Origin of the sequence: Faecalibacterium sp. BIOML-A1 (genome assembly GCF_009679715.1) — a bacterium.
Lineage (GTDB): Bacteria > Bacillota > Clostridia > Oscillospirales > Ruminococcaceae > Faecalibacterium > Faecalibacterium taiwanense.
In genome coordinates this window covers 195,673-211,286 of record NZ_WKZJ01000001.1, presented here as the reverse complement: position 1 = coordinate 211,286, position 15,614 = coordinate 195,673, and the positions used below count along the sequence as shown (strand labels likewise).

The window sequence follows — 15,614 nt, the reverse complement described above, 5'->3', positions numbered from 1 at the left end:
CTTTGAGACAGACTCCCCCGGCCGGGGGAGGTGGCACAAAGTGCCAGAAGGGGAACAGCTGGCATCACGCAGGTGATGACGGAAGGAGTTTTCTTATTTCAGTTCCTTTGCGGCCACGTCCAGAGCTACCTCAATGACCTTGTCCATGTCGTAATACTTGTACTCACCCAGACGGCCGCCAAAGATCACGTCCGGCTCCGCATCGGCCAGCTTCTTGTACTCGGCATACAGGGCACCGTTCTTCTCGTCATTGACGGGGTAGTACGGCTCGTCGCCCTTCTTCCACTCAGCGCTGTACTCGCGGCTGATGACCGTTTTGGGCTGGGTGCCGAACTCAAAGTGCTTGTGCTCGATGATGCGGGTGTAGGGAGTTTCCGCATCGGTATAGTTGACCACCGCGTTGCCCTGATAGTTGTCGGTGTCCAGCACCTCGGTCTCAAAACGGACGCTGCGGTACTGCAGAGCACCCAGCTTGTAGCCAAAGTAGGCATCCACCGGGCCGGTGTAGACCACCTTCTCGGCCAGAGCGTTCAGATTTTCGCGGTCGGCCAGATAGTCCACATTCAGCCGCACCTCGGTGCCGTCCAGCATCTTTTCCACCATGGCGGTGTAGCCGCCATTGGGAATGCCCTGATACAGTGCGTTGAAATAGTTGTCGTCGTAGGTGAAGCGCACCGGCAGACGCTTGATAATGAAGGCCGGCAGTTCGGTGCAGGGGCGGCCCCACTGCTTGCCAGTGTAGCCCTTGATAAGCTTTTCGTAGATATCGGTGCCCACAAGGCTGATGGCCTGCTCTTCCAGATTCTGCGGGTCGGTGATGCCTGCTTCCTTCTTCTGCTCTTCGATCTTGGCCTTGGCTTCGGCAGGGGTAACAACGCCCCACATCTTATTAAAGGTGTTCATATTGAAGGGCAGGTTGTAGATCTCGCCGTGGTAGTTTGCCACCGGGCTGTTGGTGTAGCGGTTGAACTCTGCAAACTGGTTCACATACTGCCACACAGCCTTGTTGTTGGTGTGGAAGATATGTGCACCGTAGCGGTGGACGTTGATTCCCTCCACCGGCTCCGTGTAGATATTGCCTGCAATGTGGCTGCGCTTATCGATCACAAGGCACTTCTTGCCTGCCTTTTTTGCTTCCTGTGCAAAGACCGCGCCATAAAGGCCGGCACCAACGATCAGGTAATCGTACTGTTTCATGGGTGTGATCCTCTCTGTTCCGTTTATTTTCCTTCTACATCGCCCTTTTTCTGCGATGCATAGTATTTGTCGATGGCACCTTCGATGCGGGCACGGGCTGCTTCCGGCGTGATATGCTTGAGCTGTGCTGCTGCCATGGTCTGGTGGCCGCCGCCGCCCAAAGATTCCATGATCACCTGCACGTTCACGGCACCCAGACTGCGGGCCGAGATGTTCACGCCTGTGCCCACCTGCACTGCCACAAAGCTGGCATCCACGCCCTGAATGGTCAGCAGATCGTTTGCCGCCTGTGCAATGGCCACGCGGGCTTCCGGTGCCACCTCGCCGCTGACGGAGATCGCGCAATTTTTGTACATGCGTGCTTTTTCCACCAGATCTGCCTTGGCATTGTACTCCACCATGGTCACATCGAACAGCTGGCGCACCCGCTCCGTCTCCGCGCCATAGCGGCGCAGCGCAGCGGCAGCTTCAAAGGTACGCACACCGGTGTGCAGGGTAAAATCGCGGGTATCCAGCATGATGCCGGACAAAAGGCCCTCGGCCTCCACACGGTTGGGCTTGTCGTCGCGCTCGCCCACGTACTGCAAAAGCTCTGTGACCAGCTCACTGGCCGAGGAAGAATACGGCTCATGGCAGACCAGCGCCGGGTTCTCGATGTAGCCCACGCCCTTGCGGTGGTGGTCGATCACGGCTACCTTGCCGCATTTTTCCAGAATATCCTTGCTTTCCACAAGGCCCACCTGATATGTATCCACCACGATGCACAAGGTGCGCTTGGAGATGATGGGCAGTGCGTCCTTCGGGTCGATAAAGTCGTCCTTCTGGCCTGCACGGCACAATGCATCGATCAGGCTGCCTGCAAGGGTAGCGTCACGCCGCACCGCGATCACCGCCGGGACATCGCATATTTTGCAGATGCGCAGCACGCCCTCAGCGGAGCCGATGGCATCCAGATCGCTCATGCGGTGGCCCATGATGACCACATGGTCGGCTTCCTTGATCAGCTTTACCAGCTGATCGGCCACGATGCGGCTGCGCACCTTGCTGCGCTTTTCCACGCCGTGGCTCACGCCGCCGTAGAACGTAAAGCCGTCCGGTGTCATTTCAGCGGCCTGATCGCCGCCGCGGCCCTGCGCCATATCCAGCGCCTGCACGGCCATATCCTGGGCCTCCCGCAGAGTCTTGGCCCCGCGGCCAATGCCGATGGACAGCGAAAGGTTCACGCTGGGATCCAGCGCACGGATCTTGTCCAGCACATCGTAGCCCCGGTTGGCGAACTGCTCCATCTGGCGCTCTTCCACCACAGCGATATAGCGGCCGCTGGCCACACGGCGCAAAAAGCCGCTGCCCCGGCCGATCATATCCTCCAGCGTGCGGTTGATGCCTTCCAGCAGGCGGGCACGCTCGCTGTCCAGCATGTCACCAAACACATCGTCGTAGCCGTCCACCAGAAACACCAGATAGCCCGGACGGCTGGCTTTGTATTCCGCCTCCACCTTGCGCAGGGCGGTCTCCTCGTTCAGCACCAGCAGGGTCATGCTCTCCGCATCACCGGGCACCGTGGAGCTGTGTACGCTCCACATGCCGTCCGCGAGGGTCAGCAGCTGGCCCTCCTGCTTGCGGCACTGCTGCAGATCAAGGCCGGGCAGCACCTTCTGCACGCGGTTCACCAGCGCATCCTGCCCGTTCAACAGGCGGGTGCGGAACTGTGCATTGTACCACAGCACCGTCTCACCGGAAAGCAGCGCGGCCGGCTGAGAGAGCGGCTCCAGGCTGAACTTCAGCTTGGAGCCTTCAAAGCTGCCGCCGCACATCCACCGGGCCACCCACTTGCGCAGCTGGCAGCGGAACAGCACCACCACAACGCCCCACAGCACCACCAGTGCCAGCAGCGCCAGCCATGCCGTGGGCCGCTGGATCAGCAGCACCAGCACCAGCAGGCCGCACAGCACGGCCAGACTGGCGGTGAGCATCTCCAATGTCCATCTTGGTTTTTGTTTCATCAAATCTCCTGCCTTCCGCCGCATTCTTTGCGGCAGCGTGCCCGGATCAGACCTCCATCAGGATGGGAAGGATCATCGGGCTGCGCTTGGTGCGCCGATAGATATAACTGCTCAGTGCCTCGCGCACGCGGGTCTTGACGCTGTTCCAATCGCGCACATGTTCATCCACGCAGCGGTCCAGCGCATTTTCCACGATGCTCTGTGCACCGTCCATCAGGCTCTCGTTCTCGCGCACATACACAAAGCCACGGCTCACAAGGTCCGGGCCAGCCAGCACCTTGCCGGTCTTGCTGTCCACGGTGGCCACAATGATGACCAGACCGTCCTCGGACAGGTGCTTGCGGTCGCGCAGGACTACATTTCCCACATCGCCCACGCCCAGACCGTCCACCATGACGGCACCGGCCGTCACCGGCTCGCCCAGCTTCATCTCATCCTGACTGAGGATGACGTTGGAGCCATTCTCCGCAATGAGGATGTTGCTGGTGGGGATGCCGAGGCTTGCGGCGGTGAGGGCATGCTTTTTGAGCTGCTTGTACTCGCCGTGCACCGGCAGGAAATACTTGGGCTTCGTCAGGGTGAGCATGAGCTTCTGTTCTTCCTGACAGGCGTGGCCGGAAACATGCACATCGTACATGCTCTCGTAAATGACCTCTGCCCCCAGCAGCAGCAGACCATTGACGATTTTGGTCACGCTCTTCTCGTTGCCGGGAATGGGATTTGCCGAAATGATAATGAAGTCGCCGGGGCCCACGCGCACCTGACGGTGACTGCAGGATGCCATACGGGAAAGGGCACTCAAGGGTTCGCCCTGGCTGCCGGTGGTAATGAGCACTACCTGCTCCGGAGGATACTGGTTCAGCTCATCCACGCTGATGAGGGTGCCCTCCGGGATGTGCATATAGCCCAGCTCCTGCGCCATGGCGGTGTTGTTCACCATGCTGCGGCCGCTGAATGCCACCTTGCGGCCATCCTCCACAGCCAGATCGATGATCTGCTGCACGCGGTAGATGTTGGAAGCAAAGGTGGCAATGATGATCCGCTTGTTGCGGGCACGGGCGAACAGATTGCGCACGCCTGCAGCCACCTTCTGCTCGGTGGCGGTAAAGCCCGGGCGCTCGGAGTTGGTGGAATCGCTCAGCAGGGCCAGCACGCCGCGCTGACCGTACTCAGCCAGCGTGGACAGGTCGGTGACGCCGCAGGCCAGCGGAGTGTAATCGATCTTGAAGTCGCCGGTCTGGATGATGGTGCCCGCCGGGCTGTCGATGGCAAAGGCCACCGCATCCGGGATGGAGTGGTTCACATGGATGGGCTCAATGGTAAAGCAGCCCAGCTTGATCTTCTGTCTGGGGGTGATCTCCACGAACTTGGTCCTGCCTGCCAGACCGAACTCCTCCAGCTTGTTGCGGATCAGGCCGCAGGTCAGGCGGGTGCCATAGATGGGCAGGTCAAGTTTCTGCAGCAGATACGGGATGCTGCCGATGTGGTCTTCGTGGCCGTGGGTGATGAGCAGGCCCTTGATCTTATCCTTGTTCTGCACCACAAAGGTGAAGTCCGGGATGACCATGTCCACGCCGTACATGTCGCTGTCCGGGAACACAAGGCCGCAGTCCACGATGATCATGTCGCCGTTGCACTCGTACACGGTCATGTTCTTGCCCACTTCGCCCAGACCACCCAGCGGGTAGATGTGGATGGGCACAGCGGCCTCTCTGGGCTGCTGCGGGCGGCGGGGCCGACGGTTATAATAAGGGCGGCGGGTGGTGCGGGGGCGCTTTTCGCCCGTCTGCGCGGCGGGTGCGCCGGTGCTCTGAGCAGCAGCTGCTGCCTTGCTGCGTGCGGAATTATTGGTATTTTCTTTCGACTGTGCCATTCTGACCTCCAAAATAATTACAGCGCAGGCCGTCCCCGCTTGTGGGAACAGCCGCGCTGTGCATGGGAAGCACCTTGAAAAATCGCATCGGCTTCCGTTGGATGCACCGTATAGAATTTATTTCTCAGCGTGTTTTTTGCAAACCGCTGCCTGTTCCGTAAGAGGTTTTGTGCCAGATAGGTCCATCTGCTCGATGCGACCGTGGCTTTTCTGTTGGAACGCCCGGGCACACGCCTGCGGTGCGCCCCTATACGCATTTTGTTAGGATAAGTATAGTATTTCCCGGCGTTTTTGTCAATTCCAAGGTTTGGCAGCTCCGGCACGGAATATACATTCGCACTTGACAGAAGCCGGAAAATAGCGCTAAATAGAAGCAACTCATTTTATAAGGAGAACCGCATGAAGCAGGTCGAAGTGTACACCGACGGCGCATGCAGCGGCAATCCCGGCCCGGGCGGCTGGGGTGCCGTGCTGCGCTACCGTTTTAACGGCAAAGTTTACGAAAAAGAGCTGAGCGGCGGCGACGACAGCACCACCAACAACCGCATGGAGCTGACAGCCTTTATCGAAGCACTGCGCCAGCTCAAGGAGCCGTGCGAGGTACGGCTGTGCTCCGACAGCCAGTATGTCATCAACGGGCTTCAGAAGGGCTGGGCCAAAAACTGGCAGCGCCGGGGCTGGAAAAAAGCAGATGGCTCCCCTGCCCTGAACCCGGATCTCTGGGCACAGGCACTGGAGCAGGAAGCCCGGCACAAGATCACCTATGTCTGGGTCAAGGGCCACGCAGGCCACCCGGAGAACGAACGCTGCGACCAGCTGGCCGTGGCCCAAAGCAAAGCACATGGCGGGAGGCAGGGAACATGAGCGACACATTTTTGCCCGGCAGTGGGTTCGACACCTACGAGAGTCAGGATAAGGTTCTGGTGCAGATGGACGGCAGCAGAGAATGCGCCGTAGCTGTGCGCATTTTACAGCAGCAGGGCTTTGCCGTGGCGGGCGCTGCCGTGCGGCTGGCAGCAGAACAGACCGCCGATGCGGAAAGCGCCAAAAAGGCAGCAGAGACCCTTGGCATCGAGTGCATCGTGCTGAACGCCGAAGCACTGGCCGGACAGGACGCAGACGTTCTGGGCGAAGGCGGCACGCCGCTGTTTGCCGCCCTGCTGACGGCTGCAGACAAGCTTGGGATGCAATATGTGGCAACCACTCACCGTGCCCGGGTGGAGACCGGTGCAGACGGCGTGCACACCGTCTGCCCGCCCGCAGGCACCGGCAGTGATGACAGCACGATTCTTGCAGCTCTGCCGCAGGAAACGCTGGCACGGCTGATCTTGCCGCTGGGCGATTTTGCCCCGGAAGATGTGGCGGAGATGGCCGAGGATTTTAAAGTTTAACCGTACGTTTCAAATGGCCTCCGTTGCACTCTGGCCATATTCAGCGGAAACATTATTTTTATATTAGAATTCCGGAAAATCTGCGGATTCTCCGGAATTCTTTTTTTACAGGCAAGGCCGCTGCGACACACGGCATCTGCTGTTTTTGCTTCCTGCGGAAACAGCCGCACGGCGGCAGAAATGCATTCTACGGTTCGGACCCCATTCCCGTGAAAATGAAAATCGGGAACATCCGCAGATGCTCCCGATTTTCGCATTATCAATATAATTTCCGCTGAATATGGCGCAGCACACGCGGAGCCATTCCAAATCGTTTTGTCAGTTCTGGGGATGCACGATATCGCGCCAATCCAGATCGCCGCGCTCCAAGCCGTGGATCAGTACCTCGGCAGTGGCAATGTTGGTGGCCATGGGGATATTGTGCACATCGCACAGGCGCAGCAGTGTCATTTCGTTGGGTTCGCTGGGCTTTGCGTTGATGGGATCACGGAAGAACAGCAACAGGTCGATCTCATTGCAGGCGATGCGGGATGCGATCTGCTGGTCGCCGCCCTGCACACCGGCCAGAAAGCGCTGCACCTGTAAACCGGTAGCCTCGGCGATCAACTTACCGGTCGTACCGGTGGCCACCAATTTATGCTGGCTCAGGATACGGCAGTAAGCCGTACAAAACTGAACCATCAGCTCCTTTTTGGAGTCATGTGCAATGAGTGCGATCGTCATCCGTTACCCTCTCCTCTTTCTTCACGATGCGGACCCACTTGTAAAAAGTCCTTCGGTTGAAATGATATCACAAAATCCAATCTTTTACAACCGGTTTTTATACAAAACATTCAATTTTGTTTTCTTTTCAGGGATGTTTCCATTCAAAACCCCGCTGCAGTGCCCTTTCCCGTGTCGGTTTTGTCTCCCGTTTTCAGTTCTCCGGCGCAATGGCATCGGGGTTCTGCTCGGTGTCTGCGGCGGGCTGCTGCTCGTCCTGCACGGCAGGCTGGGCTTCCCCTTCTGCTGCCGTTTCCGGCGCAGCGGTGTCTGCGGCGGGTGTCATCTGTGCAGGCTGGGCTGCGGCATTGCCGGTGGTCTGGCCTGCAGCGGCCTGTGCTGGGTCAGTGGTCTGTGCCTGATCTTCCTGCTGGGCCTGCTCGGCTTCTTTTTCCGCTTCGGCCTGCTGGGCAAGGCTGCCATCCTTCAGGGCAAAATAGGCATTTGCAATGTCCACCACCAGATCACCGGTACGGGCACCATAGCCTCCGTACTCAATGCTAATGCCAATGGCGATCTGCGGATCATCCGCCGGGAGGTAAGCCACCATCATGGCGTTCAGATAGTGCTTACCGGGCGCATAGGTCTCGCTGCGCTGAGGTGTACCGGTCTTGCAGGCGATCGGCACCGGATAGCTGGAAATTTTGCCGCTGATGGTGCTGGGCACCTGCTTCATGCCCTGCCGCACCAGCTCAAAGGTGTTGCCGGTGCCTTCGATCACATCCATGACCTCGGGCTTGGTCTCGCTGAGCACCTCGCCGGTGTTGGTGTCCAGAATGGCCTTGACGAAATGGGTGCGGTAACGGGTGCCGTTGTTGGCCAGCGTTGCCGCGTAGGTAGCCAGCTGGATGGGCGAGACCACCGTGTTGCCCTGACCGATGGCGGCCTGCACATCCAGCGATGCCGTATAGTTGGAGTCGCTCTTGGTGGTCAGACGGCCCACGGCCTCGCTCACCTCCACACCGGTGCGCTGGCCAAGACCCAGCTTGTAGGCATAGGCATCGTACACATCGCTGGTCAGGCGGCGGCCAACATCATAGAAGAAGATGTTGCAGCTCCACTTGATGGCCGTTACCACATCGATGTTGCCGCTGTGGCCATGGCGGGTACAGCGGGGGTGGTAATCCTTGAAGTAGTTGTACACGCCGTTGCAGTAAACGGTAGAATACTGGTTGATGAGGCCGCTATCCAGTGCAGCCACCGCTACGGCGGGCTTGAAGGTAGAACCCGGCGTATACAGGCCCTGCAATGCGCGGTTGAACAGCGGCAGGCTCGGGTCGGAACTGTACTCGCTATAGTTGGCGGCATACAGGTTCTGGTCATAGCTGGGATAGTTGGAAGCAGCCAGCACACTGCCGTCCTTCACGTCCAGCACCACCACCGCACCGGCGGCAGCTTTCATGGTGCCGGTATTGTACACGCGGTTGATCATATCAATGTTTTCCGCCAGTGCCTTGTCCACGGCACGCTGGAAGTTGCTGTCAATGGTCAGCTGCACGGTATGGCCCGGCTCCGGCACAGTGGTGAGCTTTGTATCCACGATCACGCCGTCCGAATTGCGGGTGATGGTCTCCACGCCGTCCTTGCCGCGCAGCTCGTCCTCATAAACGGATTCCAGGCCGGAAATGCCCAGAACATCGTTCATGTTATAGCCTTTTTCCCGCAGCGGATAGGTCACCTGACCGTTGGAATCGGTCACCTTCCACTTTTCCGCCGTGATCTTGCCCACACGGCCCAGCACCGCCGGGACGATATCGCTCTGGTCGTAGCTGCGGGCGCTGGTTTCCACGATCTCCACACCTGGCAGCTGCAGGCTGTGCTCCTTGATGGTGGCCACCGCGAGGGTGCTCACGTTCTCCGCCATGACAAAATTGTTCACATTGGAGAACGCCTGCCGGTCCATCTCGTAGTGGATGCCGGCCAGCACACGCTGCCATTCCGGCGAAAAATCCTGCAGATCGTTCTTTTCCACCAGCATTTCCATTACATCGTTGGCGGTGGCGTACTGCTGCAGACCAAGCGTTTCCTTCATGTCTGCCAGCTGCTTCTGGTCGCTGGTGGACGTGTCATCGTCCGTAAAGGCGTAATTGCCTGCTGCGTCCGCCTGACCGATCAGCAGCGTATCATTCCAGCTCTCGCCATTCGCACGCAGCAGCTCCACGATCTGCTGCAGCATGGTGTCCAGATCCCGGTCGCCCATCAGCAGTTTGTTGAGGACCACATTGTAGCTGGTGGTTGTGGTGGCAATGCGCCGCCCGGCGCTGTCCACGATATCGCCGCGGGCCGCCGTGACCGTAAAGTTATAGTCGGTGGTGTTGGTGGCCTTGGCCTTGAAGTCGTCGCCGTTGACCAGCTGCAGAAAGATCAGCCGCATCACGTACAGGCCCATGATAACACATGCCACTGCAATGAGCAGGATCATCCGGCGCGCAACGGTTTTTCGTTCGTTTTGGTTCATCCGCGTTTCCTCCGGCGGTTCAGACTACGCCGTTGTCGATTTTGAATGCGCTGTAAATGTGCCGCACCAGACTGAACAGCATCAGCGACGGCACCAGCGTCATCATGGCCGAAGGCAGCACAAAGGTCAGCCAGCGGCTCAGCGCCCAGCTGTAGCCGGGCATGTAGTAGAAGAACAGCCAGTCCAGCGAGAGCACCACAAGGGCCGTGCCGGTGCTGATGAGCGCAAAGTTCCATGTGCTGCCCTGCAGATACACCTGAACCAGCACCGAAAGCGCAAAGCAGAGCAACAGCAGTTCCAGCGCCAGCATACCCACGGTGCGCCCGGCGGTGTAGTCCCACAAAAGGCCGCTCACGGCACCAAACAGCGCACCTGCAAACTCGCCTTCATACACGGCCACAGCCAGACACAGCGGCAGAATGAACAGCGGCTTTGCCTGCCCCAGCTGGAGCAGGCCGGGGGTCGTCTGCAGTGCCGCGCACACAAACAGTGCCACTGCGTAGCAGACCCATTTCAGGATCTGGCTGCGGCTGCGCATGCGGCGTGATTCCATACAAATGCGCCCCCTTAATAGTCGGTAATAACGAATACGTGCTTGACCGTGCGCGGGTCTGCACCCGGGCGCACCACTGCAATGGAAGATTTGCCGCTGACTTCCGGCTCCACCTTCTGCACGGTTCCCACCAGCAGATCCGGCGGGAACACTCCGCCAAGACCGGTGGTGATCACCTGATCGCCCATCTTCGTCTCAGTGGCGCGTTCCAGATTGGTCAGCACGCACAGGCCGTCACCGGCATAATCGGTGCTGCCATTGATAATGCCGTTTTCCCGCGTGCGGGATACCACGCCCGCAGCGCTGAAGCTGGGGTGCAGAATGGTCATCACCTTGCAGCTGGTGGTGTCGGCTTCCACCACCATGCCGATCAGATAGCCCTTATCGCTGATCACGGCATCGTTCACGGCTGCGCCGTTCACCGTGCCGCAGTCCAGCGTAAAGCCTCCGAACTCATCCAGCGGGTCGCGGCCGATCACAAAGGCAGAAATATAGCTTGCTTCGGTGTTGGAATCCTGAATGCGGGCCAGTGCCTTGTAGGCTTCGTTCTCCGCCTTGATGCGGTCATAGTCCACGATCTGCTGGCGCAGCTCAGCATTCTCCGCTTCCAGCTGTTCGTTCTGTTCCATGACCTCATCGATGCTGGTGTATTTTTCCCACACCGAGCCAATGCCGCCGCTCAGTGCCGATGTGACCTTCTGGAGCGGCATCAGCACCACGCCCAGCAGTTCCTGCGGGGCAGCAGTCAGCCGTCCGTTGGCACCGGCATAGGCCATGATGCCCACCAGAAACACCGCCACGGCTACCAGTATCTTAAATTTCCATGTGTCAAAAAAGTCCTTCAAGGGAGTACCCTCCTGTTTCGGGTGGATGCCATGCCATAAGAAAAGCGCGGACAGCCCTGCCATCCGCGCAAGAGACATTGTTTGCAGCGGAAATCAGCGCAGACGCTGCGCAAAAGAGCCTTTTTCCGCAAGTGTGGGCCTTGCCCGTGTTACATGTGGCCGCCGTCGGTGTCCAGCACGTCATGCAGGACATCCACATGATCCAGCACCGCACCGGCACCCTTGGCCACGCAGTCCAGCGGGTCTTCCGCAATGTGTACGTCGATGCCGGTCTCGCTTTGGATCAGCTGATCCAGACCGCGCAGCAGTGCGCCGCCGCCGGTCAGGGTGATGCCGCGGTCGATGATATCCGCACTCAGCTCCGGCGGGGTGCGCTCCAGCGTTTCCTTGATGGCGCTGGTGATCTTGACCAGGCATTCCAGCAGAGCTTCGCGCACATCCTCAGAGTGGACGACGATGTTCTTGGGCAGGCCGTCCACGAGGTTACGGCCCTTGATCTCCATGGTCATTTCGGGGTCCAGCGCATAGGCGGAGCCGATCTCGATCTTGATTTGCTCTGCGGTGCGCTCACCGATCAGCAGGTTGTACTTGCGCTTGATGAAGGCGATGATGGCCTGATCGAACATATCACCTGCCATGCGCACGCTGCGGGAGGCCACGATGCCGCCCAGAGAGATCACAGCGATCTCAGCCGTGCCGCCGCCGATATCCACGATCATGCTGCCGGTAGGCTCGCTGATGGGCAGGCCCGCACCGATGGCTGCTGCCATGGGTTCCTCAATGACGGACACCTGACGGGCACCGGCCTTCAGGGTAGCCTCGCGCACAGCGCGGCGCTCCACCTCGGTAACGCCGGACGGGATGCAGATGACCACGCGGGGGCGGGAGAACATGCTGTTGCCGCATGCCTTCTTGAGGAAATTTTCCAGCATGTTGGTGGTGATGTCAAAGTCAGCGATCACGCCATCCTTCAGCGGACGCACAGCCACGATGCTGCCGGGGGTACGGCCAATGACAGCCTTTGCCTCGGCACCCACACAGCGTACCTCGTCGGTCTTGGTATCCACAGCCACGACCGAAGGCTCCCGCATGATGATGCCCTTGCCCTTCATATATACCAGAGTATTTGCGGTACCCAGATCGATACCTACATCTTTAGAAAACAGGCCCATTGTAAAAATTCTCCTTATGCTTCCCATTTTATCTATAGCGCCAGAACATCCGGCAGCCCTTTTGTGCCGCCTTTGCGCAGAATAGCACGGTTCTATTATAGCCGCAAGGCAATGATTTCTCAAGCGTTTGCGCAAGTTTTCTTCGTTTTTTCCAGTTTTATCACACAAAATGTGCCAGCAGCTGTACGGTGCGGCTCACCGGCAGACCCATGATGGTGTAGTAGTCGCCCTCAATACGGTCCAGCCAGAGGGCCGCCCGCCCCTGAATGGCATAGGCACCAGCTTTATCGTAGGGTTCGGCGGTGGAAGCGTAGAAGTCGATTTCCTCTTCACCCAGCGGGAAGAAGGTAACGCGGCAGCTGTCCACAAAGCTTTCAGTGCGCGTACCGTCCGAGATGCACACGCCGGTGTGCACCTCGTGGGTGGCACCGGAAAGGGCGCGCAGCATCCGCTTTGCGTCCTCTTTGCTGTGGGGCTTGCCGAACACCTCGCCGTTCACATCCACCACCGTATCACAGCCGATGACCACAGCGCCCGGATGCTGGGCCGAAACAGCAAGGCACTTGCCCCGGGCCAGCTGTTCCACCAGATGGGCAGGCGTAGCGGCCTGCACTGCACTTTCGTCAAAGTCACTGACGCAGACGGTGAAATTGGTGGTATATAAGGAGAGCAGCTCCCGCCTGCGCGGGCTGCCGGAAGCTAAGATCAGGTTCATGATTCCATCTCACTTTCCGGTAGAGCCAAAGCCGCCCTCGCCGCGCTGGGTATCGCCCAGCTCTTCGGCAGGCACAAAGGCAGCGGTGTACACCGGTGCGATGCACAGCTGGGCCACACGCTCACCGGGCTGAATGGTGTAGGCTTCCCTGCCCAGATTGACCATGGGCACCTTCAACTCGCCGCGGTAATCGCTGTCCACCACACCCACGCCGTTGGCCATGCACAGGCCGTGCTTGATGGAAAGGCCGCTGCGTGCGTACACCAGTGCCACGCTGTGGGGGCCGGGCAGCTCGATGGCAAGGCCGGTGGGCACCAGTGCCCGCTCCATGGGGGCAAGGGTGAGCGGCGCGTCCAGTACGGCGCACAGGTCGGCTGCAGCAGAGCCGGGGGTTGCGTAAGAGGGCACCTTGGCACGGGTGTCCAATACCTTATATTTTACTGTAATGGGTTCCATAGTATACCTCGTTTTGATTTTATAGCAGCTCCTTCAGTCTCGCATACGCTCGACAGCTCCCTCAGGGAGGCGGCATTGCGTCAGCAATGACGGAAGGAGTTTCAGTTCGTACCTTTAAAATACAACCCACGGGTAAAATCACCTTCAAAGGGTGCATGGGTGCGGATCATCTCCAGAATTTTGGCCGCTTCCTCCCGGCTTTCCAGTGTGAAGTAAGCCACACCGTAGTCCACCGTCAAAGCGCCCGGCTTATCCCCCATATAAATAGGTACAGGGTTATAGATGGTGCGCACACCAAGGCCGCACCGCACTGGGAACTTCTTGGCCTTGCGGTCGGTCAGCACGCCGGTCTTATCGCAGTGGGCGCAGTCGTGGATGTTCTGCAGCGGGCAGGCACGGGTGATCATCAGCGGCATATGGCCGTACACCAGCACGCCGGTGGGCACCGGCCTGCCGTTATGGGTGGGCGCAATGGTGCTGATGTCGCTGTCCTTCACCTCGGGCAGGATGAGCATGGAGCCAAGGCCGTTGTCCGCGTAGAACTGCGCGGCCAGCTGGTTCGTAATGTTCAGGCCAAAGCTTCCGCTCATGGGCAGGCCCCGGCACAGGCGCAGGTGGGCGATATTGCTCACCTCATAGCCTGCAAAACCGGCGTCCTGCGTGGCCGCGATGCGGCGGGCGGTATCCTCTTCCAGCTTGCCAAACATGACCCGGGGCAGTTCCAAAAGGGTCTTTGCCCGCCATTCCCGGGGCACGCGGTCGGCCTGCGCAATGGGCAGGATGAGATACTCGATGCCGTCAAGCGCCCGCTCCGGCACCTGCTCCCAGTTCTCGAACCGGGCACGCAGGGTGCGGCGGGACGGCAGGGTGCGCAGCGGCAGGGCGGGCACATGCTCGTCCGTGGTGGGCCATGGGCGCAGCACTTCCCGCTTTTTGAGCAGGGCATCCAGCGCTTCCCGGCGCAGCTCGTTCACCGCACCGCCCGGGATAAACCACGGTCCGCCGTCCATTTCCACGGTAATATCCTGATCTTCCACCGCAAAAGGCGTGCCGCCGGTCTTGGCAAGGCTGCGGTGCAGGCTTTCGGTGGGATCAGTACGGGCAGGCTGCGGCTCTGCATCCCCATAGGCAAAGGCCTTGCTGCCGTCTGCATCGGTGACAGTGAGCTTTTCGCCACCCTCTTCAATTTCCAGCTTCATCTTTACCGGCACGCGGCTGCGCTCACGGCGGTAAAGCTCCCGCAGCATGGGCAGGGTCTTTTTGGTCTGTTCTGCATCTGCTTCGCTGCGCACGCCGAACATGGTGCCGTCGATCTTTCCATCCAGATAGCCGGAGGTGAAGCCGGAACGGCTGAAAGCATTCTTCAACAGGTCGCGGTCGTAGGCGCGGCCCTCGCGGCCTGCAAGACAGGCGCTGACTGCCGCCGCCACATACTCCGGCGTGCGCAGACGGCCCTCGATTTTTGCCGATGCCACGCCAAGCGCCTGCAGCTTGTCCAGCTTATCAATGACCGAATTATCCTTTAAGGACAGGTGGTGCAGGCGGCCCGGCTTGCCCTCCGGCAGGGCATTTGCCTCAAACGGCAGGCGGCACGGGCCGGCACAGGAACCGCGGTTGCCGCTGCGTCCGCCCAGAAAGACCGACATATAGCACTGGCCGCTGACGCACATGCACAGCGCGCCGTGCACGAAGCACTCGGTCTCGATGCCGCAGTGCTTTGTGATATGCTCCACCTCGGGCATGCTCAGCTCACGGGCCAGCACCACGCGGGTGAAGCCCAGCTCCTTGAGCTCCAGTGCACCCTGCAGGCTGTGCACGCTCATCTGGGTGGAGCCGTGGCGCGGCAGCTGCGGTGCAATTTTACCGATCAGCGTTGCCACTGCCAGATCCTGACAGATGACCGCATCGGCACCGCTGGCTGCAACGGCACGGATGGCCTGTTCCAGCGCGGGCAGCTCGCCGCCATAGACGGTGGTGTTCAGCGCCACATGCACAGCCACGCCCCGCGCATGGCAGAAGGTGACCGCATCTTTCAGCGTATCCGCGTTAAAATTGTTGGCACTGGTGCGGGCATTGAAACCCGAAAAACCCAGATACACTGCGTCGGCACCGCTGAACACAGCGGCACGCAGCATTTCTTCGTTGCCCACCGGGGCAAGGATCTCGATCTTTGACATACTTCTCCTTTA

Annotated in this window: 13 protein-coding genes; 2 read left to right on the top strand and 11 right to left on the bottom strand. The window is 59.5% G+C overall.

Going from position 1 to position 15,614, the window contains the following annotated elements; genetic code table 11:
- Window positions 1–93: 93 nt before the first annotated feature.
- From glf to GKG36_RS01105, 3 genes are read right to left on the bottom strand one after another with little or no spacing between them, the layout of a single operon-like run.
- Window positions 94–1,197 (bottom strand): UDP-galactopyranose mutase, encoded by a 1,104-nt coding sequence (glf, locus tag GKG36_RS01115; RefSeq protein WP_120079471.1) that lies wholly within the window; start codon window positions 1,195–1,197, stop codon window positions 94–96.
- A gap of 23 nt (window positions 1,198–1,220) precedes the next feature.
- Window positions 1,221–3,200 carry a DHH family phosphoesterase gene (locus tag GKG36_RS01110; RefSeq protein ID WP_243138989.1) on the bottom strand — a complete coding sequence of 660 codons (1,980 nt, stop codon included), beginning with the start codon at window positions 3,198–3,200 and terminating at the stop codon, window positions 1,221–1,223.
- 46 nt (window positions 3,201–3,246) lie between these two features.
- Window positions 3,247–5,073, bottom strand: a complete 1,827-nt coding sequence (locus GKG36_RS01105; protein WP_154258659.1) for a ribonuclease J — start codon at window positions 5,071–5,073, stop codon at window positions 3,247–3,249.
- Between the two features lie 399 nt (window positions 5,074–5,472).
- On the opposite strand from GKG36_RS01105, the gene rnhA reads away from it, so the two are divergent.
- Window positions 5,473–5,937, top strand: coding sequence for a ribonuclease HI (rnhA, locus tag GKG36_RS01100; RefSeq protein WP_005939979.1), 465 nt, complete (start codon window positions 5,473–5,475; stop codon window positions 5,935–5,937).
- Window positions 5,934–6,464 (top strand): hypothetical protein, encoded by a 531-nt coding sequence (locus GKG36_RS01095; protein WP_154258657.1) that lies wholly within the window; start codon window positions 5,934–5,936, stop codon window positions 6,462–6,464. The genes rnhA and GKG36_RS01095 overlap by 4 nt, the downstream gene beginning before the upstream one ends.
- Window positions 6,465–6,782: 318 nt before the next feature.
- On the opposite strand, the gene mgsA is transcribed toward GKG36_RS01095, so the two are convergent.
- From mgsA to GKG36_RS01055, 8 genes are all read right to left on the bottom strand, one after another.
- On the bottom strand, window positions 6,783–7,187 hold the full coding sequence (mgsA, locus tag GKG36_RS01090) for a methylglyoxal synthase (RefSeq protein ID WP_005939970.1): 405 nt from the start codon (window positions 7,185–7,187) through the stop codon (window positions 6,783–6,785).
- A gap of 193 nt (window positions 7,188–7,380) precedes the next feature.
- Window positions 7,381–9,684, bottom strand: a complete 2,304-nt coding sequence (locus GKG36_RS01085) for a penicillin-binding transpeptidase domain-containing protein (RefSeq protein WP_154258655.1) — start codon at window positions 9,682–9,684, stop codon at window positions 7,381–7,383.
- Window positions 9,685–9,703: 19 nt separating this feature from the next.
- Window positions 9,704–10,237: a rod shape-determining protein MreD gene (gene mreD / locus GKG36_RS01080; RefSeq protein WP_044953428.1), complete on the bottom strand. Its 534-nt coding sequence runs from the start codon at window positions 10,235–10,237 to the stop codon at window positions 9,704–9,706.
- 14 nt (window positions 10,238–10,251) lie between these two features.
- Window positions 10,252–11,082 (bottom strand): rod shape-determining protein MreC, encoded by an 831-nt coding sequence (gene mreC / locus GKG36_RS01075; protein ID WP_101956484.1) that lies wholly within the window; start codon window positions 11,080–11,082, stop codon window positions 10,252–10,254.
- Window positions 11,083–11,231: 149 nt separating this feature from the next.
- Window positions 11,232–12,254, bottom strand: a complete 1,023-nt coding sequence (locus GKG36_RS01070) for a rod shape-determining protein (RefSeq protein ID WP_005939954.1) — start codon at window positions 12,252–12,254, stop codon at window positions 11,232–11,234.
- Between the two features lie 160 nt (window positions 12,255–12,414).
- Window positions 12,415–12,969: a Maf family protein gene (locus GKG36_RS01065; protein WP_154258653.1), complete on the bottom strand. Its 555-nt coding sequence runs from the start codon at window positions 12,967–12,969 to the stop codon at window positions 12,415–12,417.
- 9 nt (window positions 12,970–12,978) lie between these two features.
- Window positions 12,979–13,425, bottom strand: coding sequence for a dUTP diphosphatase (gene dut, locus GKG36_RS01060; RefSeq protein WP_005939948.1), 447 nt, complete (start codon window positions 13,423–13,425; stop codon window positions 12,979–12,981).
- Between the two features lie 101 nt (window positions 13,426–13,526).
- Complete coding sequence (locus GKG36_RS01055; RefSeq protein WP_154258651.1) at window positions 13,527–15,602, bottom strand: U32 family peptidase; 2,076 nt, start codon at window positions 15,600–15,602, stop codon at window positions 13,527–13,529.
- Window positions 15,603–15,614 lie beyond the last annotated feature (12 nt).

What these genes read in the sequence shown, in the direction of transcription:
- glf (WP_120079471.1), bottom strand. Translation starts at nt 1,197, where the DNA reads ATGAAACAGTACGATTACCTGATCGTTGGTGCCGGCCTTTATGGCGCG.
- GKG36_RS01065 (WP_154258653.1), bottom strand. Translation starts at nt 12,969, where the DNA reads ATGAACCTGATCTTAGCTTCCGGCAGCCCGCGCAGGCGGGAGCTGCTC.
- GKG36_RS01095 (WP_154258657.1), top strand. Translation starts at nt 5,934, where the DNA reads ATGAGCGACACATTTTTGCCCGGCAGTGGGTTCGACACCTACGAGAGT.
- GKG36_RS01110 (WP_243138989.1), bottom strand. Translation starts at nt 3,200, where the DNA reads ATGAAACAAAAACCAAGATGGACATTGGAGATGCTCACCGCCAGTCTG.
- GKG36_RS01055 (WP_154258651.1), bottom strand. Translation starts at nt 15,602, where the DNA reads ATGTCAAAGATCGAGATCCTTGCCCCGGTGGGCAACGAAGAAATGCTG.
- GKG36_RS01070 (WP_005939954.1), bottom strand. Translation starts at nt 12,254, where the DNA reads ATGGGCCTGTTTTCTAAAGATGTAGGTATCGATCTGGGTACCGCAAAT.
- GKG36_RS01105 (WP_154258659.1), bottom strand. Translation starts at nt 5,073, where the DNA reads ATGGCACAGTCGAAAGAAAATACCAATAATTCCGCACGCAGCAAGGCA.
- mgsA (WP_005939970.1), bottom strand. Translation starts at nt 7,187, where the DNA reads ATGACGATCGCACTCATTGCACATGACTCCAAAAAGGAGCTGATGGTT.
- dut (WP_005939948.1), bottom strand. Translation starts at nt 13,425, where the DNA reads ATGGAACCCATTACAGTAAAATATAAGGTATTGGACACCCGTGCCAAG.
- mreD (WP_044953428.1), bottom strand. Translation starts at nt 10,237, where the DNA reads ATGGAATCACGCCGCATGCGCAGCCGCAGCCAGATCCTGAAATGGGTC.
- GKG36_RS01085 (WP_154258655.1), bottom strand. Translation starts at nt 9,684, where the DNA reads ATGAACCAAAACGAACGAAAAACCGTTGCGCGCCGGATGATCCTGCTC.
- rnhA (WP_005939979.1), top strand. Translation starts at nt 5,473, where the DNA reads ATGAAGCAGGTCGAAGTGTACACCGACGGCGCATGCAGCGGCAATCCC.